This is a genomic window from Streptomyces panacea (genome assembly GCF_040560175.1).
Taxonomy (GTDB): Bacteria; Actinomycetota; Actinomycetes; order Streptomycetales; family Streptomycetaceae; genus Streptomyces; species Streptomyces panacea.
This window is the reverse complement of record NZ_JARJHW010000010.1, coordinates 1-21,374: the sequence shown is the minus strand read 5'-3', so window position 1 is coordinate 21,374 and position 21,374 is coordinate 1. Positions and strand designations below refer to the sequence as shown.

The following is a 21,374-nucleotide window of genomic DNA, read 5'->3' as shown; positions in this document are numbered from 1 at the left end:
TTGCCTCGTCCGGCCTGTGAGCACGTACGGTACGGCCAACACAGGCGGACAGCCGGGACACCGGGAAGGGGCAGCTGGGTTGACCACGCACGCACCGCAGACGGCGCAGTCCGTGACGCTGCCGGCCTCGCTCGACGAGGCCGTGGCGGCGCTGAGCGCCATGCCCGCCGCCGTGCCCGTCGCGGGTGGAACCGATCTGATGGCCGCCGTCAACAAGGGCCTGCTCAGGCCGGCCGGACTGGTCGGCCTCGGCCGCATCAGCGAACTGCGCGGCTGGCACTACCAGGACGGACACGCCCTGCTGGGCGCCGGACTCACCCACGCGCGCATGGGACGGCCCGACTTCGCCGCCCTCATCCCCGCGCTGGCCGCGTCCTCACGCGCCGCCGGACCGCCCCAGATCCGTAACGCGGGCACGCTCGGCGGCAACATCGCCAGCGCGGCCCCCACCGGCGACTCACTGCCCGTCCTGGCGGCCCTGGAGGCGGACCTCGTCGTCGCGGGCCCCGGCGGCGCGCGCCGTGAGATCCCCGTCTCGCATCTGCTGGCGGGCCGCGAGATGCTCGCGCCCGCCGAACTCATCGGCTTCGTACGGGTTCCACTGCTGCACGCCCCGCAGGTCTACCTCAAGGCGACCGGACGCACCGGCCCCGGCCGGGCCACCGCGTCCGTGGCCGTCGTGCTCGACCCGGCGCGCCGGGGCGTGCGCTGCGCGGTCGGCGCCATCGCGCCGATGCCGCTGCGCCCGCTGGAGGCCGAGCGCTGGATCGCCTCGCTGATCGACTGGGACGCCGACCGAGGGCTGGCGCCCGAGGCGCTGGCGGCCTTCGGGGAGTACGTCGCCGCGGCCTGTATCCCCGACCCGGTTCCGGCGGCGGACGGGAGCGAGCCGCCCGCCCTGCCGCCCGCCGTACTGCACCTGAGGCGTACCGTCGCCACGCTGGCTCGACGAGCACTGGGGAGGGCGCTGCCGTGACCACCGACGAGAACGAGAACTCCGGGAATCCGGAGGGGCGTCGACCGGACCATCCGCGGGACCGCTCGCAGGGGCACCCGCAAGGGCGTGGTGCCTGGCAGCCGATCCCGCAGGGCGGCGAGTACGACGCCGAGGCGACCGCGTTTGTCCAACTGCCGCCCGAGGACACGGCGGACGCCCCGCTCGCGGCACGTGGACACGGGTACGTACCGCCGACGATCGACCAGCGGCAGCCGGACGGCGGCGTGGGTCCGGCGGGCGGCGGGCAGTGGGCGCCGCACGCGCCGCAGGCGCAGCCCGATCCGTACGGCTACGCCCCGCAGGGCGCCGCCGGCCCCGACGTGCCGCACGATCCGCGGGCGACCGGTCAGTGGTCCTTCGCCGCTGACGTCCCCGACGCCGCCGGTGTCGCCGACGCTCGTACGGAGGCGGGCCCCCCGGCCCCCCCGCAGTCCACCGGTCAGTGGGTGATCCCGGTCATCGGGGACGAGCTTCCCGACGAATCGGGCGAGTTCACGACCTCCATGCCCACCACCTCGCAGTGGTCGGGCGGTGCGCCGCCCGCCACACTTCCGGGTGGTGCGCGCGCCCCGTGGGCGCCGGAACCGGAAACGGAACCGGCACACGAGTCCGTGGCGGAGCCCGTACCGGAGCCGGCGCCGGAGCCGACCTCGCAGGTCGCGCCCGAGGCGGACGCCGAGCCCGTGACGGAAGCGGAGACGCAAGAGCCGCCCGCGCCGGAACCGGAACCGGAACCCGCGGCCGAACCGGAGCCGGAACCGGAGCCCGAACCCGCCCCGCTCACCACCAGCAACGACAGTGCCGAACACCCCGGCAGCTCCTACGTCCTGCGCGTCAACGGCGGCGACCGCCCCGTCACCGACGCCTGGATCGGCGAGTCCCTGCTCTACGTGCTCCGCGAGCGCCTCGGCCTCGCCGGCGCCAAGGACGGCTGCTCGCAGGGCGAGTGCGGAGCCTGCAACGTCCAGGTCGACGGCCGTCTCGTCGCCTCCTGCCTCGTCCCGGCGGCCACGGCGGCCGGTTCCGAGGTCCGTACGGTCGAGGGCCTGGCCGCCGACGGCGAACCGTCCGACGTCCAGCGCGCCCTGGCCAACTGCGGCGCCGTGCAGTGCGGGTTCTGCATCCCCGGCATGGCCATGACCGTCCACGACCTCCTCGAAGGCAACCACGACCCCAGCGAGCTGGAGACCCGCCAGGCGCTGTGCGGCAACCTCTGCCGCTGCTCCGGATACCGGGGCGTGCTCGACGCCGTCGGCGAGGTCGTCGCCGAGCGCGCGGCGAGCGCCGAGGCCGCCGACGAGGCCCGCATCCCGCACCAGGCACCACCGGGCGCCGGCGGCGCCCACCCCGCACCTCTCGACCCGCACGACGGAGGCATGGCGTGAGCAACGACGCGGCCACCGAGACCCAGGCACTCGACGGCCCCCGGCAGGAGCCGCCCGCGCTGGGTCTCGGCGCATCCCTCCCACCGGCCGACGCCCGCGCCAAGACCGAGGGCACCTTCCCGTACGCCGCCGACCTCTGGGCCGAAGGACTGCTGTGGGCGGCGCTCCTGCGCTCACCGCACCCGCACGCCCGCATCCTGTCGATCGACACGGCCGCCGCCGCCGAAATGCCCGGCGTACGGGCCGTGGTGACCCACCTCGACGTCCCGGGCGACCCCTCCTACGGACGGCTCGTCGCCGACCGCCCCGTCTTCGCCTCCGACGTCGTACGCCACCACGGCGAGGCCATCGCCGCCGTCGCGGCCGACCACCCCGACACGGCCCGGATGGCGGCCGCCGCCATCGCCGTCGAGTACGAGATCCTCGATCCCGTCACCGACCCGGAGAAGGCGTTCGAGGCCGAACCGCTGCACCCCGACGGCAATCTGATCCGCCACATCCCGCTGCGCTACGGCGACCCCGACCTCATGGGCGACGTGGTCGTCGAGGGCCTGTACCGCATCGGCCGCCAGGACCCGGCGCCCATCGGCGCCGAGGCCGGACTCGCCGTACCGCGCCCCGACGGCGGCGTGGAGATCTACACCGGCTCCACCGACCCGCACACCGACCGCGACCTGGCCGCCGCCTGCTTCGGCCTCGAACCCGACCAGGTCAAGGTCGTCGTCACCGGCGTCCCCGGCGCCACCGGCGACCGCGAGGACCCCGGCTTCCAGATCCCGCTCGGCCTGCTCGCGCTGCACACCGGCTGCCCGGTGAAGCTGGCCGCGACCCGCGAGGAGTCCTTCCTCGGACACGCCCACCGGCACCCGACACTGCTGCGCTACCGCCACCACGCCGACAGCGAGGGCCGGCTCGTCAAGGTCGAGGCGCAGATCCTGCTCGACGCGGGCGCGTACGCGGACGCCTCGTCCGAATCCCTCGCGGCGGCCGTGGCGTTCGCCTGCGGCCCGTACATCGTCCCGCACGCCTTCATCGAAGGCTGGGCCGTACGCACCAACAACCCGCCGTCGGGCCACGTCAGGGGCGAGGGCGCGATGCAGGTCTGCGCCGCGTACGAGGGCCAGATGGACAAGCTGGCGGCCAAGCTCGGCATCGACCCTGCCGAACTGCGCCTGCGCAACGCGCTGGCGACCGGCGACATCCTGCCCACCGGCCAGACCGTGACCTGCCCGGCGCCCGTCGCCGAACTGCTGCGCGCCGTACGCGACTTCCCGCTCCCCGCGCTCCCCAAGGACATCCCCGAGTCGTCCTGGCTGCTGCCGGGCGGCCCGGAGGGCGCGGGCGAGCCCGGCGCCGTACGCCGCGGTGTCGGCTACGCGCTCGGCATGGTCCACATGCTCGGCGCCGAGGGCGCCGACGAGGTCTCCACGGCCACGGTCAAGGTCCACGACGGCGTCGCCACGGTCATCTGCGCGGCCGTCGAGACCGGGCAGGGCTTCTCCACCCTCGCCCGCCAGATCGTCCAGGAGACGCTCGGCATCGAAGAGGTCCACGTGGCGTCGGTCGACACCGACCAGCCCCCGGCGGGCCCCGCCACGCACGGCCGCCACACCTGGGTCTCCGGCGGCGCGGTCGAACGGGCGGCGAAGATGGTCCGTACCCAGCTCCTCCAGCCGCTGGCGCACAAGTTCGGCATGTCGACGGAGCTGCTCCAGATCACCGACGGAAAGATCACCTCCTACGACGGTGTGCTGTCGACCACCGTCACCGAGGCGATGGACGGCAAGGAACTGTGGGCCACGGCCCAGTGCCGCCCGCATCCCACCGAACCGCTGGACGAGTCCGGTCAGGGAGACGCGTTCGTCGGGCTCGCCTTCTGCGCCATCCGCGCGGTCGTGGACGTCGACATCGAACTCGGCTCGATCCGCGTGGTGGAGATGGCCGTCGCGCAGGACGTCGGGCGGGTCCTCAACCCGGCGCAGCTCGCGACCCGTATCGAGGCGGGCGTCACCCAGGGCATCGGTACGGCCCTGACGGAGAACCTCCGTACGACGCGCGGTCTGGTCCGCCGCCCCGACCTCACCGGCTACGCGCTGCCGACGTCCCTGGACGCGGCGGACATCCGGATCGTGAAACTGGTCGAGGAGCGCGACGTGGTGGCCCCGTTCGGCGCGAAGCCGGCCAGCGCGGCGCCGGTGGTGACCTCCCCGGCGGCGGTCGCGGCGGCGGTCCGCGCGGCGACGGGCCGCCCGGTCAACCGGCTGCCGATCAGGCCCCAGTCGGCCGTGGTGACGGCGGGCGCGTGAGCGCGGCGTACGACGAGCCGGAGAAGTGAAGGAAGCCCTCCCCGAACTTCGGGGAGGGCTTCGTCGGAGACGTCTCAGAAGACTTCTCAAGGGACTTCTTCACGAGGCCGTGGCGGGAATCGAACCCACGTAACTCGATTTGCAGTCGAGCCCCTCAACCACTCGGGCACACGGCCGTGCGTACCGATGACCCGACCGTAAGGGGGTCGGCGTACGGCCCTCAAGGGCGCCGGTCACCCCGCAACGCGACTGCCATACGCCGTTCATGGTCGTACGACCAAGGGACGAGGTCCCTACCGACCTGCGACAGGGTCCAACCAGGTCTACGCCCCTTACTCTGAGTCCATGACCGTCCTGGAACCGAGCGACGCCGACGTCGCCGTCGAAGTCGCTTCACACGCTGCCGTCGATCCCGCCGACCCCGGCCGGGACGGTCAGGACGGCATCCTCGGCAGGACCCACCGGGCGCTCAGCGTCGGCATCATCTGCGTCGTCCTGCTGATCGCCTTCGAGGCCACGGCGGTCGGTACGGCGATGCCGGTCGCCGCGCGCGAGTTGCGGGGCGTCTCGCTGTACGCGTTCGCCTTCTCCGCGTACTTCACCACCAGCCTCTTCGCGATGGTGCTCTCCGGGCAGTGGGCCGACCGCAGCGGTCCGCTCCGGCCGCTCGTCACCGGCATCACCGCCTTCGCGATCGGCCTGCTGCTCTCCGGCACGGCCGGCGCCATGTGGCTGTTCATCGCGGGCCGGGCCGTCCAGGGGCTCGGGGGCGGGCTGGTGATCGTCGCGCTGTACGTCGTGGTCGGCCGCGCCTACTCGGAGCGGCTGCGGCCCGCGATCATGGCCGCGTTCGCCGCGAGCTGGGTGATCCCCTCGGTCGTCGGCCCGCTCGCCTCCGGCACGGTCACCGAACACCTCGGCTGGCGCTGGGTCTTCATCGGCATCCCGGTGCTGGTGGTGCTGCCGCTGGCGACCGCGCTGCCCGCGATACGACAGATGGCGGGCGGGCCCGCCGACCCCTCGGGGCCCGTACCGGCCTTCGACCGGCGCCGGATCCGGCTGGCGCTGGCGATCTCGTTCGGCGCGGGTCTGCTCCAGTACGCGGGCCAGGACCTGAGCTGGTGGTCCCTGCTCCCCGGCGTGGCCGGCGCCGCGCTGATCGTGCCCGCCGTCCTCGGCCTGCTGCCGCGCGGCACCTACCGCGCCGCCCACGGCCTGCCGTCGGTCGTCCTGCTGCGCGGCGTCGCCGCGGGCTCCTTCATCGCGGCGGAGAGCTTCGTCCCGCTGATGCTCGTCACCCAGCGCGGCCTCTCCCCGACGATGGCGGGCCTCTCGCTGGCCGTCGGCGGCGCGACCTGGGCTCTCGGCTCGTACATCCAGTCCCGCCCCCGGATGGAGCCGCACCGCGAACGGCTGCTGATGGGAGGCATGGTGCTGGTCGCCGCCGCCGTCGCCGCCGCGCCGAGCGTGCTGATCGACTCGGTCCCGGTCTGGACCCTGGGCGTCGCCTGGGCGGTCGGCTGCCTCGGCATGGGCGCGGTGATCGCGTCCACGAGCGTGCTGCTGCTGAAGCTCTCGCCTCCCGAGGAAGCGGGCACGAACTCCGCCGCGCTCCAGATCTCCGACGGCCTGTCGAACGTCCTGCTGCTGGCGGCGGGCGGCGCGGCGTTCGCCGCCCTGGGCGGCGGCGCGGTGGGCGCCCACGACCTCTCCACGGCGAACACCTCCCACCCGGCGGCCTTCGCGGCGGTGTTCCTCCCCATGTCGGCGGTGGCCCTGGCGGGGGTATGGGTGGCGACGCGGGTGCGGGCGCGGTGAGTGGTACTACTTTGGCCCCATTCGTTGGTACCGTTTTGGTATGGCTACGAACCTGCGTCTCAGTGACGACCAGACCGAGGCCCTGAAGCAGCGGGCGGAGCAGGAGGGGACCAGCATGCACGCCATACTGCTCCGGGCCGTGGACGACTATCTGGCCAGGACCGCGCATCAGGCAATGGTCAAGAAGACCGCCATGGAGCAGGCGGCGAAGTGGAGCGAGCTGATGGAGCGGCTCAAGTGACGTGTGTCTATCTGTCCGCCGAGGATGCCCTTGTCATCGCGGGGCATGCCTGCGGCGAGATGCAGGTGGTGGTCCGTGACGTCGGGTTGCTGGAATCGGCGACGCACCGCCCCTCTGCGGCCATGTTCGGCGAGGAGGCGTATCCGGACCTCCTCGACAAGGTGGCCGCTCTCCTCCAGTCGCTCACGATCAACCATCCACTGTTCGACGGCAACAAGCGGACGGCCTGGCTGTCCTGTGTGACGTTCCTCGCGATGAACGGCGTCGAACTACGCCCGGACATCGACGCGGCCGAGCGCCTGGTCATCGATGTGGCGACGGGTGCGACGGACGAGGTGAAGGTCATTTCGGAAGCCTTGCGGGAACTGCTGGCACCCCCGATGTGACCCGGGTCGCACCTGGACGGCCCCGGCTTGTTCGTACGAGGATCGGGTCGGGGCGCCGGTAGGGTGGCCCGGTTGTCGTATCTGAAGCCCCCGCCCGAGACGTCCAGCCCGTGCCCCCGAGCGTCCGTGAACCGGAGACCGTGACTACTACCGCCTCCCACCACCTCTCACCCGCCTTCCCCGGCCGCGCCCCCTGGGGTACCGCCAACAAGCTGCGCGCCTGGCAGGAGAAGGCGCTGGAGCGCTATCTCCAGCAGCAGCCGCGCGACTTCCTCGCCGTCGCGACACCCGGCGCCGGGAAGACCACCTTCGCGCTGACCCTGGCGTCCTGGCTGCTGCACCACCACGTCGTGCAGCAGATCACCGTCGTCGCGCCGACCGAGCATCTGAAGAAGCAGTGGGCGGACGCCGCCGCGCGGATAGGGATCAAGCTCGACCCGGACTACAGCGCGGGAGCGCTGAGCAAGGAGTACCACGGGGTCGCCGTGACGTACGCGGGTGTCGGCGTACGCCCCATGCTCCACCGCAACCGCTGCGAGCAGCGCAAGACCCTGGTGATCCTCGACGAGATCCACCACGCCGGTGACTCCAAGTCCTGGGGCGAGGCCTGTCTCGAGGCCTTCGAACCGGCCACCAGGCGCCTCGCGCTGACCGGCACACCCTTCAGGTCCGACACCAACCCGATCCCCTTCGTCGCGTACGAGGAGGGCAACGACGGCATCCGACGCTCCTCCGCCGACTACACCTACGGCTACGGCAACGCGCTCGGCGACGGCGTCGTGCGCCCCGTCATCTTCCTCAGCTACAGCGGCAACATGCGCTGGCGCACCAAGGCCGGTGACGAGGTCGCCGCCAAGCTCGGCGAGCCCATGACCAAGGACGCCATCTCGCAGGCCTGGCGCACCGCGCTCGACCCGCGCGGCGACTGGATGCCCAACGTGCTGCGCGCCGCCGACCGGCGCCTGTCCGAGGTGCGCAAGTCCATCCCGGACGCCGGGGGGCTGGTCATCGCCACCGACCAGGACCAGGCCCGCGCGTACGCCAAGCTCGTCCGTGAGATCACCGGGACGAAGGCGACCGTCGTGCTCTCCGACGAGAGCGCCGCCTCCAAGCGCATCGACGACTTCAGCGCGAGCGAGGAGCGCTGGATGGTCGCCGTCCGCATGGTGTCGGAGGGCGTCGATGTGCCGCGCCTCGCCGTCGGCGTGTACGCCACCACCATCTCGACGCCCCTGTTCTTCGCGCAGGCCGTCGGCCGGTTCGTCCGGTCCAGGCGGCGCGGCGAGACCGCGTCCGTCTTCCTGCCGACCATCCCCAACCTCCTCGGCTTCGCCAACGAGATGGAGGTCGAGCGCGACCACGTCCTCGACAAGCCCAAGAAGGAGGGCGAGGAGGACCCGTACGCCGAGTCCGAGAAGGAGATGGCGGAGGCCGAGCGCGAACTCGACGAGGACACCGGCGAGCAGGACGCGCTGCCCTTCGAGGCGCTGGAGTCCGACGCGGTCTTCGACCGGGTGCTGTACGACGGCGCCGAGTTCGGCATGCAGGCGCACCCCGGCAGCGAGGAGGAGCAGGACTACCTCGGCATCCCCGGCCTCCTTGAGCCCGACCAGGTGCAGATGCTGCTCCAGAAGCGGCAGGCCCGGCAGATCGCGCACAGCCGCAAGAAGCCCGACTCCGAGGCGGACCTGCTGGAGCTGCCGGCCGACCGGCGGCCCGTGGTCTCCCACAAGGAGCTGCTGGAGCTGCGCAAGCAGCTCAACACGATGGTCGGCGCGTACGTCCACCAGAGCGGCAAGCCGCACGGGGTGATCCACACGGAGCTGCGCCGCGTCTGCGGCGGGCCCCCCAGCGCGGAGGCCACCGGGGGCCAACTTCGCGAGCGGATCCGACAGGTCCAGGAGTGGGCGACCCGGATGCGCTGAGCGCGAACGTCTTTTTCTCGCCTCTCTTTTCCGCCTCGGAGACGCCGCAGTGGCGTCTCCGAGGCGTTTCTACGCGCGTCCATTCATGGGAAATCGTGCGATTAGTCAGCGTGAGTACCTTTTCGACGCTTGTTGTGACGCGAACAGGGAGCAACTGACCACCCATGACCGGATTCTGGACGAGGTCTTCCGCTGAGCGGTACGGATCGCTAATGTCCCGGCAATACATACGCGCCGTGGCAGCGCCGCCGCGGAGCGCAGCCGGTGCGCCATGGCCTGCCTGCCGGCGGCCTCTCCGTGCGTCGCCGACGGGACCGGTGCCGCAGCTTCTGTGAGAGGGCCGTCGTCACTCACTCCGAAACTCCGAAGGAGAGGGCGTCGTGACCGCGGAGACCTCCCAGACGCTCGACAGGGGACTACGCGTCCTCAAACTGCTCGCCGACACCGACCACGGACTGACCGTCACCGAGTTGTCCAACAAACTCGGCGTCAACCGCACCGTCGTCTACCGGCTTCTCGCCACCCTGGAACAGCACGCGCTGGTCCGCCGCGATCTGGGCGGACGCGCCCGAGTGGGCCTCGGGGTGCTGCGCCTGGGCCGCCAGGTGCATCCGCTCGTACGGGAAGCCGCGCTGCCCGCCCTGCGCTCGCTCGCCGAGGACATCGGCGCCACCGCGCACCTCACGCTCGTGGACGGCGCCGAGGCGCTGGCCGTGGCCGTCGTGGAGCCGACCTGGACGGACTACCACGTCGCGTACCGCGCCGGCTTCCGGCACCCGCTGGACCGGGGCGCCGCGGGCAAGGCCATCCTGGCCGCCCGGCAGGGCTCGTACACCGAGGCACGGTGCACGCTGACCCACGGCGAACTGGAGGCGGGCGCCAGCGGCGCCGCCGCCGCGCTCGTCGGGGTGACCGGGATCGAGGGCAGCGTGGGCGTCGTGATGCTCGCCGACTCGGTGCCGGAGCGGGTGGGTCCGCGCGTGGTCGACGCCGCGCGCGAGGTGGCCGACGCCCTGCGCTGAGGGCCGGAGGGCGGGCTGTGGACCCGGCCCGCGGAGCGGCCGATAGATTGGCGCCGTGCTTTCTCGTCTCTCCGGTCTCTCGCGCCCCCGCACCCTCGCCCTCTCGGCGGTCCCGATGGTCGCGCTGCTCGTCGTCGTCGGGGTCGCCCCGTTGCCGTACACGGTGGCCCAGCCCGGCCTGACCGCGAACGTCCTCGGCGACTACCGGGGCACACCCGTCATCTCGATCAAGGGCGCGCCGACCCGCGAGACGGAGGGGCGGCTGCGGATGACGACGATCCTGGCGACGGGACCGTCCGCCGACGTCGACTTCGCCGATGTCCTCGACGGCTGGATCCGGACCGACCGCGCCGTACTGCCGCGCGACTCCGTGTACCCGGCGGGCCAGTCCGACAAGGAGATCCAGAAGCACAACACCGACACGATGGTGAAGTCGCAGAACTCCGCCGTCGACGCGGCCCTCGGCCAGCTCGGCCGGAAGCCGGACTCCGTCGACGTCACCCTCCACCTCGCCGACGTCGGCGGCCCCAGCGCGGGCCTCCTCTTCGCCCTCGGCGTCGTCGACATGCTCGACGGCGACGGCTCGGGCGGCGACCTCACCGGCGGCCGTGACATCGCGGGCACCGGCACGATCGAGGCGAACGGCACCGTGGGCGCGGTCGGCGGCGTCTCCCTCAAGACCCAGGCGGCGGCCCGCGACGGCGCGACGGTCTTCCTGGTCCCGGCGGCGGAATGCGCCGACGCCCAGTCCGAACTCCCCGCCGGCATGCGGCTGATCCCGGTCAAGACCCTGAAGGACGCGGTGTCGTCGCTGAAGGCGCTGGAGCAGGGGGGCAAGGTCCCGGGCTGCTGACGTCGTCACCGTCCGCGGGGCCCGCGGCGGTGTCCAGGCCGCGCCAGACCGGGAGCAGGGCCGGGCTCAGTGACGCCAGCAGGTAGAGGCCGCCCATCAGCAGCAGCGCGGGGGAGAGGCCGGCGCCCTCGGCCAGCAGACCCGCCGTCAGGCCGCCCAAGGGCATGGCCAGTTCGCAGCCCGCGGTCATCGCGCCCGCCACTCGGCTGCGGAGTCGGTTCGAGACGCGTTCGTACATCACCGTCGTCAGGATCGGGTTGATCGTCCCGCCCGCCACACCCGCCGCGCCCATGAAGACCGCGAGCGCCACCGTCGTGTCGGTGAGGCACTCATACCGGGCGGACGCGGCGCGGTGCGGTCCTGTTGACGAGCCGCAGGCCCAACTCGACCAGGAGCCAGCCCAGTCGGGCCCGCAGCGCGAGGGGGCGGACCGAAGGCGCGGCGGCGTGCGCGGCTGCTTCGGCGCGCAGTTCGGCCGCGCGTATGGAGTGGAGGAGGAGGTGCACATCGGAAAATGGCATGACAAATCGACCCTTCACGGCGCTGGGTGTCGAGGCGTGGGAGCGGTGGTCCGTGCGGGGGTGAGGTCAGGCGTCCGGGGTGTTGAGCTTCTTCTGCGGGAAGGCGTGCAGATGGATCCGTACCTGCGCCACGGACTCGTCGTCCTCGGACACCGCGCGATTCTGGTAACTGGCGATCAAGTCGTGCACCCGGCCGTCGAGTTCGGCCAGCAGTTCGGGGGTGAGCCGTAGTGTGAAGTCGCTGAGGTCGGCCTCTCTCGTCCAGACCTCCGGCCAGTCCCGCGCGGTGCCCAGCCAGGTGCTCACCTCCTGGCCGTGGATGGAGGCCACCTCGTGCATATAGGTGTTCAGTGCCCCGCGCACCTCGGGATTGGCGTCGTGGAGCAGCGTGTCGTCGAGCATGATCCCCTGGACCGCGGCCTTCCACCAGCGCTCTCGGCCCTTGCCGCGCTCGGGGTCGTCCGCGACGAACCCGTGGCCGGCGAGCTGCCGCAGGTGGTAGCTGGTGGCGCCGCTCGACTCGCCCAGGCGCTCGGCGAGTTGGGACGCGGTGGCCGGACCGTGGTGCCGCAGGGCGCTCAGCAGCCGCATCCGCAGGGGATGGGCGAGGCCGCGCAGCGAGCGCGGGTCCAGGGTGCGGACGTCCGGCGCGGGGACGTCGGGCGCGGGGACGTCGGGGTTCTCGGGCATGGGGTGAGCGTAGACATGCAAAGAAGTAGTTGCAAGGACTTCTTTGCAACTACTTCTTTGTAAGTCCGGCCAATGGTCGGAGCAGGGACTCAGCCCTCCTTGATGAAGCCCTCCTCGATCAGCCAGTCCTTCGCCACCTCGTGCGGATCCTGGCCGTCCACGTCCACCTTCGCGTTCAGCTCCTGCGCGATCCCGGTGTTCAGACGCTTGCTCAGCGGGTCGAGCAGACCGGCGATCTCCGGGTACTTCTTGTACGTCGAGCTGTGGATCACCGGCGCCGCGTTGTAGTTCGGGAAGAAGCGCTTGTCGTCGGAGACCGTGTCCAGGTCCAGGGACTTGATCCGGCCGTCCGTCGTGAACACCTCACCCACCAGGCAGGAGTCGGACTTCGACACCTGGGTGTAGATGATGCCGGCGTCCATCTTCTTCACGCTGGAGGCGGGGATGTTCATCCCGTACGCCTTCACCATCCCCGGCAGCCCGTCGTCCCGCGACGCGAACTCGTTCTCCACGCAGATCGTGACCGCGCCCGGCTCCTTCTTCGACAGCGCGGCGACGTCCGACATCGTCTTGAGCTTGTACTTCGCGTTGTTCTTCTTGCTGATGCCCAGCGAGTACGTGTTGTTGAGCGTGGACGGCAGGAGCCAGCTGACGTCGTGCGAGCGGTCCGCGTCCCGTACGGCCGTCCACTGCTTCTGTGAGTCGACGATCGGCTTCGCGTTGCCGAGGTACGTGATCCAGGCCGTGCCCGTGTACTCGTACATCGCGTCCGCGTCGCCCTTGACGATCGCCTCGCGCGCGCTGATCGAGCCCGGCAGGTTCGTCCGGTCCAGGACCTCGGCGCCCGCCGCCTTGAAGATCAGGCCGATCATCTGGCCGAGGATGATGTTCTCGCTGAAGTTCTTCGACGTGACCGTCAGGGAGGCGCCCTTGAGGGGTTCGCCCTGGCCCACCGAGCCGGGGACCACGTCGTCCACCATCGGGGAGCCGCTCTTGAGGCCGCACCCGCTGAGAGTGGCGGCGCTCAGCAGCAGCGCCACCCCGCCCGTCAGGAACCTTCGATTGATACGGCGCATCAGCGCTCCTCCAGTCCGCGCGGGGTGAGGACCACTTCGACCAGCGAGGCCAGCCAGTCGATCAGCAGGGCCAGCGTCACCGTGAGCACCGAGCCGAGGATCAGGACCGGCATGCGCTGCGTCTGGATGCCCGAGGTGATCAGGTCACCGAGCCCGCCGCCGCCGCCGAAGGTGGCCAGTGTCGCCGTACCCACGTTGAGTACCAGCGCCGTCCGTACGCCCGCCAGGATCAGCGGCACGGCCAGCGGGAGCTCGACCCTGCTCAGGGTCCCGAGCGCCGACATCCCTATGCCGCGCGACGCCTCCACCAGCTGCGGGTCGATGGCCTTGAGACCCGCCACGGTGTTGGCGAGCACCGGCAGCACCGCGTAGATGACCATGCCGACGATCGCCGTCGACGGGCCGATGCCCAGCCAGATCACCAGCAGCGCCAGCAGTCCGATGGCCGGGGTCGCCTGGCCGATGTTGGCCACGGCGGTCACTGCCGGCGCCGCCCTGGACAGGCCGCGCCGGGTCAGCGCGATACCCAGCGGGATCGCGATGATCAGGACCCAGAAGGTGGAGATCGCGGTCAGTTCGATGTGCTGCCACAGGCGCAGCTGCACATTGCCGCCGGCGAGGGAGTTCTTCGCGATCGAGTCCATCGAGACATTCGTGATCCACGCGAAGGTCAGCAGCAGGACGGCCGTGATCACGGCGGGCACCGTCACCAGCTTGGCCCAGGTGATCCGGCGCCGCGAGGCGGGGGACGGCGTGGGCGACTGCGACTCCTCGTCCCGGAAGGCGTGTCCCTTGACGTCGTACTCGCCCGGTGGGCGCATCTTCTGCGCGGGAGCTGTCATGCGTCCGCACCGCTCTCCGGGTCCTGCTCCGGCCTCTGCCCCTGCTCAGGCTCCTGCTCGGGCTGCTGCTCGGGTGTGTCTTCCGGCTTCTGCCCGGCCCGCTCCCGCCGCTGCTCCGCCAGCTCGTGCTGGTGCTCGAAGGCGGTGAGCCGGTCCGCCTCCAGCATCTCCTGGACGGACGTCATCAGCGTCGCCATGTCGACGACACCGATGTACTCGCCGCGCCTGCCGGTCACCGCGACCCGGCCGCCGCTGTCGGTCAGGACCGCCTCCAGCGCGTCGTGCAGCGTGGCGTCCCTGGTCACCGTGTCGTGCACCAGCTGGCCGGCGTTGGCGAGCGAGCCCTTGGCGCGCGAGAGGTCGCCGCGGCGCAGCCACTTGTACGGGCGGTTCTTCCGGTCCAGCATCAGCAGCTCGTTGTGCGGGCCGCTGCTCAGCTTGTTGAAGATCGACTGGAGCGGGTCCTCGACCGTCACGGTCGGGAACTCGGCGATCTCCACCTCCCGTACCCGCGTGAGGTTCAGCCGCTTCAGCGCCGCGCCCGCGCCCACGAAGCCCGACACGAAGTCGTCGGCGGGGTTGGTGAGGATCGCCTCGGGGGTGTCGAACTGCGCGATGTGCGAGCGCTCCCGCAGGATCGCGATCCGGTCGCCGAGCTTGATCGCCTCGTCGAAGTCGTGCGTCACGAACACGATCGTCTTGTGCAACTCGTGCTGGAGACGGATCAGTTCGTCCTGGAGGTGGTCACGCGTGATCGGGTCGACGGCGCCGAACGGCTCGTCCATCAGCAGCACCGGCGGGTCGGCGGCGAGCGCCCGCGCCACGCCCACGCGCTGCTGCTGGCCGCCGGAGAGCTGACGCGGATAGCGGCCGTGGAACTCGCGCGGGTCGAGCCCGACCAGGTCGAGCATCTCCTCGACGCGGTCCTTCACCTTCGACTTGGACCAGCCGACCATCTTCGGTACGAGCGCGATGTTCTCGGCGACCGTCATGTGCGGGAAGAGACCGGAGGACTGGATCGCGTAGCCGATCTGCCGGCGCAGCTTCACCGGGTCCATGTCGGTGACGTCCTCGTCGTTGATCCTGATCCGCCCGGACGAGGGCTCGATCAGCCGGTTGATCATCTTGAGGGTGGTCGACTTACCGCAGCCGGACGGGCCGACGAGGATGACGGTCTCGCCCGCCTTGATCTCCATGGAGACGTTGTCCACGGCCGGGTTCGCACTGCCCGGGTACCGCTTGGTGAGGCCGTCGAGCTGGATGGTGGCGCCACTGGCGGATCCGTTGGATCCGTTGGATCCGTTCGTCACGATGATCGCGGGCTCACTGGCGGCCTGGCCGGCGCTCTGGCCGGCGGCCTCGGCCGTCTTCGGTTCGGCGGTCTCAGACACGGGTCCCCCTCGGGATGGTGAGTCGGCCGAGCAGGACATACGCGGCGTCGAAGAGCAGGGCGAGGATGACGATGCCGATCGTGCCGGCGAGCACCTGGTTGATGGCGTTGGCGCTGCCCAGCGAGGCGATGCCACGGAAGATCTCGTTGCCGAGGCCGGGGCCCGACGCGTACGCGGCGATGGCGGCGATGCCCATCAGCATCTGGGTGGAGACCCGGATCCCGGTGAGGATCGGCGGCCAGGCGAGCGGCAGCTCGACCTTGAGCAGCCGGGCCGTACGTGACATGCCGATGCCCTTGGCGGCGTCCACCAGATCGGGGTCCACACCGCGCAGTCCGACCACGGCGTTACGGACGATGGGCAGCAGCCCGTACAGCGTCAGGACGATCACCGTGGGCGCGACACCGAGGCCGACCAATGGGATGAGCAGGCCGATGGCGGCCAGCGAGGGGATGGTCAGGATGGAGGCGGTGGACAGGATCGCCAGGTTGCCGCCCCAGGGGCTGCGGTAGGTCAGTACACCGATGACGACACCCAGGACGGTGGCGATCACCATGCACTGGAAGACGGCGCTGGCGTGCTGGAACGAGTCGGTGAGCAGCTGCTGGTGGCGATTGGCCAGGTAGTCCCAGAAGTCCACGGCGCTCCTCTCAGATGGGTCCGGTCAGTCAGGTCGATCGGGTCGGTCCGGTCGATCGCCGTCGGTGTCCTGCGCGGCCTGTTCCACCAGCGGGATGATCCGCAGTGGAACGGGGTTCTCCATGACGATCGCCGTGGAGGCCCGCTGGATGCCTTCGAAACCGACAACCCGGTCGATCACCCGTTGAAGATCGGCGTTCGAACGGGCGACGAGTCGGCAGAGCATATCCCCCGTTCCAGTCGTGGTATGCAGCTCAAGAACCTCTGGAACGTTGCTCAAATGTGCTCGAACATCGGATCCTTGTCCCTGCTTGATCTCCAGGGTTGCGAACGCCGATACGGGGTAGCCGAGAGCGGCTGGATCGACGTTCGGACCGAAGCCCCGGATGACTCCGTTCGCCTGGAGACGGTCCAGCCGCGCCTGTACGGTGCCGCGCGCCACCCCCAGCCGGCGTGACGCCTCCAGCACGCCGATGCGCGGCTCCCGTGCCAGCAGGACGATGAGCCTGCCGTCGAGCCCGTCGATTCCCATGGGGCGCCTCCTGAGGCGGTTCGTGGTGGTCATCCTGTGCAGATGGTCCGGTCATCCTCATCCCCCGCTGTACAGACTGCCCAGCGAAAGCGCGAACTGTTGCGCACCTTGCGGAACGGGGAGACGCTGCCGTCATGGCAGATACCTCGGTGAACCTCGATTCCGCCCCGTCCACCGCGCGCGACGCCGACCCCTTCCCGGTCAAGGGAATGGACGCCGTCGTCTTCGCCGTCGGCAACGCGAAGCAGGCGGCCCACTACTACTCGACGGCGTTCGGTATGAAGCTGGTCGCCTACGCGGGCCCGGAGAACGGCACCCGCGAGACCGCGAGCTACGTGCTCACCAACGGCGCGGCCCGCTTCGTCCTCACCTCGGTCATCAAGGCGTCCTCGGAGCGGGGCCGCTTCCTCGTCGACCACGTCGCCGAGCACGGCGACGGTGTGATCGATCTCGCCATCGAGGTGCCGGACGCCCGCGCCGCGTACGCCTACGCCACCGCGAACGGCGCCACCGGCCTCCAGGAGCCGTACGAGCTCAAGGACGAGAACGGCACGGTCGTACTCGCCGCCATCGCCACGTACGGCAAGACCCGCCACACCCTGGTCGAGCGGACCGGCTACGACGGCCCGTACCTGCCGGGTTACGGCGCCGCCGCCCCGATGGTCGCCGCCCCGCAGAAGCGCACCTTCCAGGCGATCGACCACTGCGTGGGCAACGTCGAACTCGGCAAGATGAACGAGTGGGTGGCGTTCTACAACAAGGTCATGGGCTTCACGAACATGAAGGAGTTCGTGGGCGACGACATCGCCACCGAGTACTCCGCCCTCATGTCGAAGGTCGTGGCGGACGGCACCCTCAAGGTGAAGTTCCCGATCAACGAGCCGGCGATCGCGAAGAAGAAGTCGCAGATCGACGAGTACCTGGAGTTCTACGGCGGCGCGGGCGTCCAGCACATCGCGCTCGCGACGAACGACATCGTCAGCTCCGTACGCACGATGCGGGCCGCCGGTGTCCAGTTCCTCGACACCCCCGACTCGTACTACGACACGCTCGGCGAGTGGGCGGGCGAGACCCGGGTGCCCGTCGAGACCCTGCGCGAGCTGAAGATCCTGGTGGACCGCGACGAGGACGGCTATCTGCTCCAGATCTTCACCAAGCCGGTCCAGGACCGGCCGACCGTGTTCTTCGAGATGATCGAGCGGCACGGCTCGATGGGCTTCGGCAAGGGCAACTTCAAGGCCCTGTTCCAGGCGATCGAGCGGGAGCAGGAGAAGCGCGGCAACCTCTGAGTCGTGGTCGCCCTACGGCGGAACGAGGCGCGGCCCCACGGGAGTTCACCGTGGGGCCGCGTGTCCGTCCTCAACCGCCGGACGGGTCAGGTGCCGTGTCCTCGGTCACCGGACGGGCTACGTACCCTGTCCTCGGTCGCCGGACGGGCTGATGTGCGCTGCCGCCGGGTCCAGCAGGCGGGACAGGAACGAGCGCGTACGGGTGTGGCTCGGCGCGCCGATCACATGCTCCGGGCTGCCCTGTTCGACGATGACCCCGCCGTCCATGAAGACGACCCGGTCCGCCACCTCCCTGGCGAAGCTCATCTCGTGCGTGACGACGAGCATCGTCATCCCCTCGTCGGCGAGCGAACGCATCACCGCGAGGACGTCGCCCACCAGCTCCGGGTCGAGCGCGGACGTCGGCTCGTCGAAGAGCATGAGCTGCGGGTCCATCGCCAACGCCCGTGCGATGGCGACCCGTTGCTGCTGTCCGCCGGACAGCTGGGCGGGATAGGACGACTCCTTGTCGGTCAGACCGACGCGGGCCAGCCGCTCCCGGGCGACCCGTGCCGCCTCCGTCTTGTCACGTCCCAGCACCCGACGCTGAGGAAGCGTCAGATTCTGAAGCACCGTCAAGTGGGGGAAGAGGTTGAACGACTGGAAGACCATCCCGATGCCACGGCGCACCTGGTCGATGTCCACGTCCGGGTCGGTGACCTCGGCGCCGGCCACCAGGACCGTGCCCGACGTCGGCTCCTCCAGCCGGTTCACGCAGCGCAGCAGCGTCGACTTGCCCGAACCCGACGGGCCGATGACGCAGACCACCTCGCCGCGCGCGACCGTGAAGTCGATGCCGGCGAGGACCTCCAGCGTCCCGAACGACTTGTGCAGACCGCGTACTTCGATCGCGGGCGCTTCCACGGGCGCTTCCGTCTCCGGGGCCGCTTCCGTCTCGGGGACCGCGTCCGCGTCCGAGCCCGTCGTCGGGGACTTCTCCGGTTCCTCCACCGCGCTCACCTCGCCCTTGCCGTACGCGCTTCGAGCCGCCGGACCAGATGGCCGAGCGGCAGGGTGATGACCAGATAGCAGAGACCGGCGATCAGGATCGGCGTCAGGCTGCGGTTCTGGTTCAGGGCGTCCCGGCCGAACTTGGCCAGCTCGTACTGCGACAGGGACAGACCCAGCAGGTAGACCAGCGACGAGTCCTTCGTCAGCAGGATCAACTCGTTGGTCAGCGGCGGCAGTACGATCCGCAGGGCCTGCGGGATGACGATCGAGACCATCGCCCGGCCCTGCGACATACCGAGCGAACGCGCCGCCTCCGTCTGCCCCTTGGGCACGGCCAGGATGCCCGCCCGTATCGTCTCCGCCATGTAGGCGGCGCCGACCAGGCCCAGTGCCAGCATCACGGTCACGTACTGGTTGAGCGCCACCTGGAAGGCGAGCGGCACACCGAACCCGAGCGCGATGAAGACGAGCAGCGCCGGAATGCCGCGGAAGAACTCGATGTAGACGACGGCCAGCCAGCGGTACGGCGGCACCTGCGACAGCCGCATCAGCGCGAGCAGCAGCCCCAGAGCCAGCCCGAACCCGAAGCCGAGCAGGGTGTAGATGACGGTGTTGACCAGCGCCGTCGTGATGATGTCGGGGAACTGCGCCTTGGCGACCTCGACATCGAAGAACGCCCTCTGGATCTCGCCCCAGTCGGCGGCCAGGGCTATGACGACCAGCACCACGACCAGGACGGCGTACTGAACGCCCCGGATGACGCGGGTCCGTTGTCGGCGGGACATGGACATCGGTGGTGGTTCCTTAACTCTTCGGAGCGGCGGGGAACCACTTCTTGTATATGGCGTCGTAACGGCCGTCCGACTGGGCCGCCTTGATCACCTTGTCGATCTCCTCGCGCAGGGCGTCGTTGCCGGTACGCACCCCGACGCCGTACTGCTCGCCCGTCTCGAACTCGGCCGTGACCTCGGTGTCCGGGTTCTTCCGCACGTACTCGAAGAGGACACCGTTGTCGTTGACGGCGGCGTCGACCTGGCCGGTCTTCACGGCCGTGAGCAGCAGCGCGACATCCTCGAACTGGACGGTCTCGACGTCCTTGCCGTTCTTCTTCGCGTACTCCTCACCCGTCGTGCCCTGCTGGACGCCCAGCTTCTTGCCCTTGAGCGCGGCCAGGGAGTCGAAGGAGGCGCCCTTCTTGGTGACCAGCGCCTGCGTGGCCTCGAAGTACGGGGCGGAGAAGTCCAGGTTCTCCTCACGCACATCGGTGATCGTCATGCCGGCGGCGGCCACGTCACACTTACGGGCGTTGAGGTCCTCACCCGTCTGGATACCCTCGAAAGGCGTGTCGACGATCTCCTGGGTGACCTTGAGCTCCTTGGCGACCAGGTCCACCAGGTCCACGTCGAAGCCGACGATCTTGTTGTCCTGGCGGGACTGGAAGGGCTCGTACGGCAGATGGGTGCAGGTCGTGAGCTTGCCGGAGTTCACCAGATCCACCGTTGAGCCGTCGGACCCGGAGGACTTGGTGCTCGTGCAACCCGTCATGACGACGAGTGCGGCTGCGGTGGCTATGACGGGCAACACGGTGCGCGGGGACAAGACGCCTCCAGGGCGGGGGACGGACAACAGCCCACATGGTGTGTGAGTTGCGCCGATCTTGCCATCGGAGGTGCCGGATGTCTCCTCGCCAGGGGCGGGGTTAACCAGGTCGTCACGGGCAGCGTGCCGGCGCCGCGTCCGGGGCCCCTTCCGTACGGCCTCCGGGGCGTGGCCGATGAGGTCGACGCTGCCCCGGATCCGGTTTTCGGAGGCGCTCCGTTCACCCGACCGGAGGACAGGCTTCGCCCCGTCGGGTGCCCGCGGCCCGGCCGATGCCCCGATACCTCGATTCCCCGAGATCCCCGTACCCCGGCGCCCGGACAGACCCTAGGCGATCGGCTTCGTCTGGGTGCAGTTCTTCCAGTTGACCCAGGGCCGCGCGCCACCGTTCTTGGGCCCGGCGGCGTAGGTGGGGTCGCCGGTGATGGTCTGGTTCTTCTCTTCGTGCGTGACGTCGATGCCGAAGAGTTTGAAGCCGAGCGTCAGCTGCCCGGCGGAGATGCCGAAGCCGATGCCGAGTGAGGCGTTCCACCAGTCGGTGTTGGCGTTGTAGTCCAGGCGGGAGAGCTTGCCCTTGTCGTGCATGAGGCGTTCCAGCGGTCCCGCGTCGCTGCCCAGAGCCTCCGCCGCGTCCGAGGGGCTGGGCAGGGCGTCGCTCGCGGGGAAGTCGCCTCGGCCGCGCAGCCAGTCCTCGACCAGTTTGCTGTCGCCGTCGTTGTCGAGCACGACCTCGGCGGACTCGGTGTGGATCTGGGACTTGATGTTGCCGCCGCCACCGCCGACGTCGATGGTCACCGGCGTACCGGGGACGTTGGCGCCGGCGCCGACCTGCACGCCGCCGCCCGCGCCGTTCTCCTGGCTGGTGGTGATCA

21 protein-coding genes, 1 tRNA gene and 1 pseudogene are annotated in these 21,374 nt (G+C 70.4%); 10 read left to right on the top strand and 13 right to left on the bottom strand.

All coding sequences use genetic code 11. The annotated features are described in order from the left end of the window. The first annotated feature begins 79 nt into the window (after positions 1 to 79). The 3 genes from P3L51_RS04545 to P3L51_RS04535 are packed head-to-tail and all read left to right on the top strand — an operon-like array spanning position 80 to position 4,688. A complete protein-coding gene (locus P3L51_RS04545) occupies positions 80 to 976 on the top strand; it encodes an FAD binding domain-containing protein (protein ID WP_354603723.1) in 897 nt (298 codons plus the stop codon). Then, positions 973 to 2,382, top strand: coding sequence for a (2Fe-2S)-binding protein (locus P3L51_RS04540; protein ID WP_435594371.1), 1,410 nt, complete (start codon positions 973 to 975; stop codon positions 2,380 to 2,382). Before P3L51_RS04545 ends, P3L51_RS04540 begins: the two co-directional genes overlap by 4 nt. Next, complete coding sequence (locus P3L51_RS04535) at positions 2,379 to 4,688, top strand: xanthine dehydrogenase family protein molybdopterin-binding subunit (protein ID WP_354603722.1); 2,310 nt, start codon at positions 2,379 to 2,381, stop codon at positions 4,686 to 4,688. The genes P3L51_RS04540 and P3L51_RS04535 overlap by 4 nt, the downstream gene beginning before the upstream one ends. 104 nt (positions 4,689 to 4,792) lie before the next feature. Here P3L51_RS04535 and P3L51_RS04530 read toward each other — a convergent pair. Beyond that, positions 4,793 to 4,864: transfer RNA gene (locus P3L51_RS04530), tRNA-Cys, on the bottom strand. Between the two features lie 169 nt (positions 4,865 to 5,033). Between P3L51_RS04530 and P3L51_RS04525 the strand changes: the two genes are divergently transcribed. The 6 genes from P3L51_RS04525 (at position 5,034) to P3L51_RS04500 (ending at position 10,933) form a co-directional block, all read left to right on the top strand. Then, positions 5,034 to 6,506 (top strand): MFS transporter, encoded by a 1,473-nt coding sequence (locus P3L51_RS04525; protein WP_354603721.1) that lies wholly within the window; start codon positions 5,034 to 5,036, stop codon positions 6,504 to 6,506. A gap of 40 nt (positions 6,507 to 6,546) precedes the next feature. Next, complete coding sequence (locus P3L51_RS04520) at positions 6,547 to 6,747, top strand: ribbon-helix-helix protein, CopG family (RefSeq protein ID WP_354603720.1); 201 nt, start codon at positions 6,547 to 6,549, stop codon at positions 6,745 to 6,747. Continuing rightward, on the top strand, positions 6,744 to 7,133 hold the full coding sequence (locus P3L51_RS04515; protein ID WP_354603719.1) for a type II toxin-antitoxin system death-on-curing family toxin: 390 nt from the start codon (positions 6,744 to 6,746) through the stop codon (positions 7,131 to 7,133). The genes P3L51_RS04520 and P3L51_RS04515 overlap by 4 nt, the downstream gene beginning before the upstream one ends. Before the next feature lie 140 nt (positions 7,134 to 7,273). After that, a complete protein-coding gene (locus P3L51_RS04510; RefSeq protein WP_354603718.1) occupies positions 7,274 to 9,058 on the top strand; it encodes a DEAD/DEAH box helicase in 1,785 nt (594 codons plus the stop codon). Between the two features lie 380 nt (positions 9,059 to 9,438). Further along, complete coding sequence (locus tag P3L51_RS04505) at positions 9,439 to 10,080, top strand: IclR family transcriptional regulator (protein WP_023541417.1); 642 nt, start codon at positions 9,439 to 9,441, stop codon at positions 10,078 to 10,080. A gap of 115 nt (positions 10,081 to 10,195) precedes the next feature. Next, a complete protein-coding gene (locus P3L51_RS04500) occupies positions 10,196 to 10,933 on the top strand; it encodes a S16 family serine protease (RefSeq protein WP_354603760.1) in 738 nt (245 codons plus the stop codon). Here the strand turns inward: P3L51_RS04500 and P3L51_RS04495 are convergent. From P3L51_RS04495 to P3L51_RS04460, 8 genes and pseudogenes are all read right to left on the bottom strand, one after another. Then, entirely contained in the window at positions 10,863 to 11,243 is a 381-nt protein-coding gene (locus P3L51_RS04495; protein WP_435594370.1) for a hypothetical protein, read from the bottom strand. The two genes, P3L51_RS04500 and P3L51_RS04495, sit on opposite strands and share 71 nt — an antisense overlap. Before the next feature lie 19 nt (positions 11,244 to 11,262). Further along, positions 11,263 to 11,454, bottom strand: coding sequence for a hypothetical protein (locus tag P3L51_RS04490; protein ID WP_354603717.1), 192 nt, complete (start codon positions 11,452 to 11,454; stop codon positions 11,263 to 11,265). 66 nt (positions 11,455 to 11,520) lie between these two features. After that, positions 11,521 to 12,144, bottom strand: a complete 624-nt coding sequence (locus P3L51_RS04485) for an ArsR/SmtB family transcription factor (RefSeq protein WP_354603716.1) — start codon at positions 12,142 to 12,144, stop codon at positions 11,521 to 11,523. Between the two features lie 89 nt (positions 12,145 to 12,233). Then, entirely contained in the window at positions 12,234 to 13,220 is a 987-nt protein-coding gene (locus P3L51_RS04480; RefSeq protein ID WP_354603715.1) for a glycine betaine ABC transporter substrate-binding protein, read from the bottom strand. Then, complete coding sequence (locus P3L51_RS04475; protein ID WP_354603714.1) at positions 13,220 to 14,062, bottom strand: ABC transporter permease; 843 nt, start codon at positions 14,060 to 14,062, stop codon at positions 13,220 to 13,222. The genes P3L51_RS04480 and P3L51_RS04475 overlap by 1 nt, the downstream gene beginning before the upstream one ends. An 80-nt stretch (positions 14,063 to 14,142) precedes the next feature. Beyond that, a pseudogene (locus P3L51_RS04470) lies at positions 14,143 to 15,492 on the bottom strand (betaine/proline/choline family ABC transporter ATP-binding protein); the annotation flags it as partial. Then, positions 15,446 to 16,093, bottom strand: coding sequence for an ABC transporter permease (locus P3L51_RS04465; RefSeq protein WP_354603713.1), 648 nt, complete (start codon positions 16,091 to 16,093; stop codon positions 15,446 to 15,448). The gene P3L51_RS04465 and the pseudogene P3L51_RS04470, both read right to left, overlap by 47 nt. Positions 16,094 to 16,117: 24 nt before the next feature. Further along, the gene (locus P3L51_RS04460) at positions 16,118 to 16,624 is read right to left on the bottom strand and encodes an Lrp/AsnC family transcriptional regulator (RefSeq protein WP_354603712.1); all 507 of its coding nucleotides are present in this window, start codon (positions 16,622 to 16,624) and stop codon (positions 16,118 to 16,120) included. Between the two features lie 134 nt (positions 16,625 to 16,758). Between P3L51_RS04460 and hppD the strand changes: the two genes are divergently transcribed. Beyond that, positions 16,759 to 17,913 (top strand): 4-hydroxyphenylpyruvate dioxygenase, encoded by a 1,155-nt coding sequence (gene hppD / locus P3L51_RS04455; protein ID WP_354603711.1) that lies wholly within the window; start codon positions 16,759 to 16,761, stop codon positions 17,911 to 17,913. Positions 17,914 to 18,030: 117 nt separating this feature from the next. Here the strand turns inward: hppD and P3L51_RS04450 are convergent, their stop codons facing one another. The 4 genes from P3L51_RS04450 to P3L51_RS04435 all read right to left on the bottom strand — a co-directional run. Continuing rightward, positions 18,031 to 18,816, bottom strand: a complete 786-nt coding sequence (locus tag P3L51_RS04450) for an amino acid ABC transporter ATP-binding protein (protein ID WP_354603758.1) — start codon at positions 18,814 to 18,816, stop codon at positions 18,031 to 18,033. Between the two features lie 92 nt (positions 18,817 to 18,908). Next, positions 18,909 to 19,694, bottom strand: coding sequence for an amino acid ABC transporter permease (locus P3L51_RS04445; RefSeq protein ID WP_354603710.1), 786 nt, complete (start codon positions 19,692 to 19,694; stop codon positions 18,909 to 18,911). Positions 19,695 to 19,707: 13 nt separating this feature from the next. After that, positions 19,708 to 20,502: an ABC transporter substrate-binding protein gene (locus tag P3L51_RS04440; protein ID WP_354603709.1), complete on the bottom strand. Its 795-nt coding sequence runs from the start codon at positions 20,500 to 20,502 to the stop codon at positions 19,708 to 19,710. Positions 20,503 to 20,829: 327 nt separating this feature from the next. Further along, positions 20,830 to 21,374: hypothetical protein (locus P3L51_RS04435; protein WP_354603708.1), on the bottom strand; the 545-nt coding region annotated here is incomplete at its 5' end.

Bases quoted from the DNA above. Each gene is read 5' to 3' on its own strand.
- P3L51_RS04525 (WP_354603721.1), top strand. From the start codon at position 5,034: ATGACCGTCCTGGAACCGAGCGACGCCGACGTCGCCGTCGAAGTCGCT.
- P3L51_RS04520 (WP_354603720.1), top strand. From the start codon at position 6,547: ATGGCTACGAACCTGCGTCTCAGTGACGACCAGACCGAGGCCCTGAAG.
- P3L51_RS04500 (WP_354603760.1), top strand. From the start codon at position 10,196: ATGGTCGCGCTGCTCGTCGTCGTCGGGGTCGCCCCGTTGCCGTACACG.
- P3L51_RS04490 (WP_354603717.1), bottom strand. From the start codon at position 11,454: ATGCCATTTTCCGATGTGCACCTCCTCCTCCACTCCATACGCGCGGCC.
- P3L51_RS04485 (WP_354603716.1), bottom strand. From the start codon at position 12,144: ATGCCCGAGAACCCCGACGTCCCCGCGCCCGACGTCCCCGCGCCGGAC.
- P3L51_RS04480 (WP_354603715.1), bottom strand. From the start codon at position 13,220: ATGCGCCGTATCAATCGAAGGTTCCTGACGGGCGGGGTGGCGCTGCTG.
- P3L51_RS04475 (WP_354603714.1), bottom strand. From the start codon at position 14,062: ATGACAGCTCCCGCGCAGAAGATGCGCCCACCGGGCGAGTACGACGTC.
- P3L51_RS04460 (WP_354603712.1), bottom strand. From the start codon at position 16,624: ATGGGAATCGACGGGCTCGACGGCAGGCTCATCGTCCTGCTGGCACGG.
- hppD (WP_354603711.1), top strand. From the start codon at position 16,759: ATGGCAGATACCTCGGTGAACCTCGATTCCGCCCCGTCCACCGCGCGC.
- P3L51_RS04445 (WP_354603710.1), bottom strand. From the start codon at position 19,694: ATGTCCATGTCCCGCCGACAACGGACCCGCGTCATCCGGGGCGTTCAG.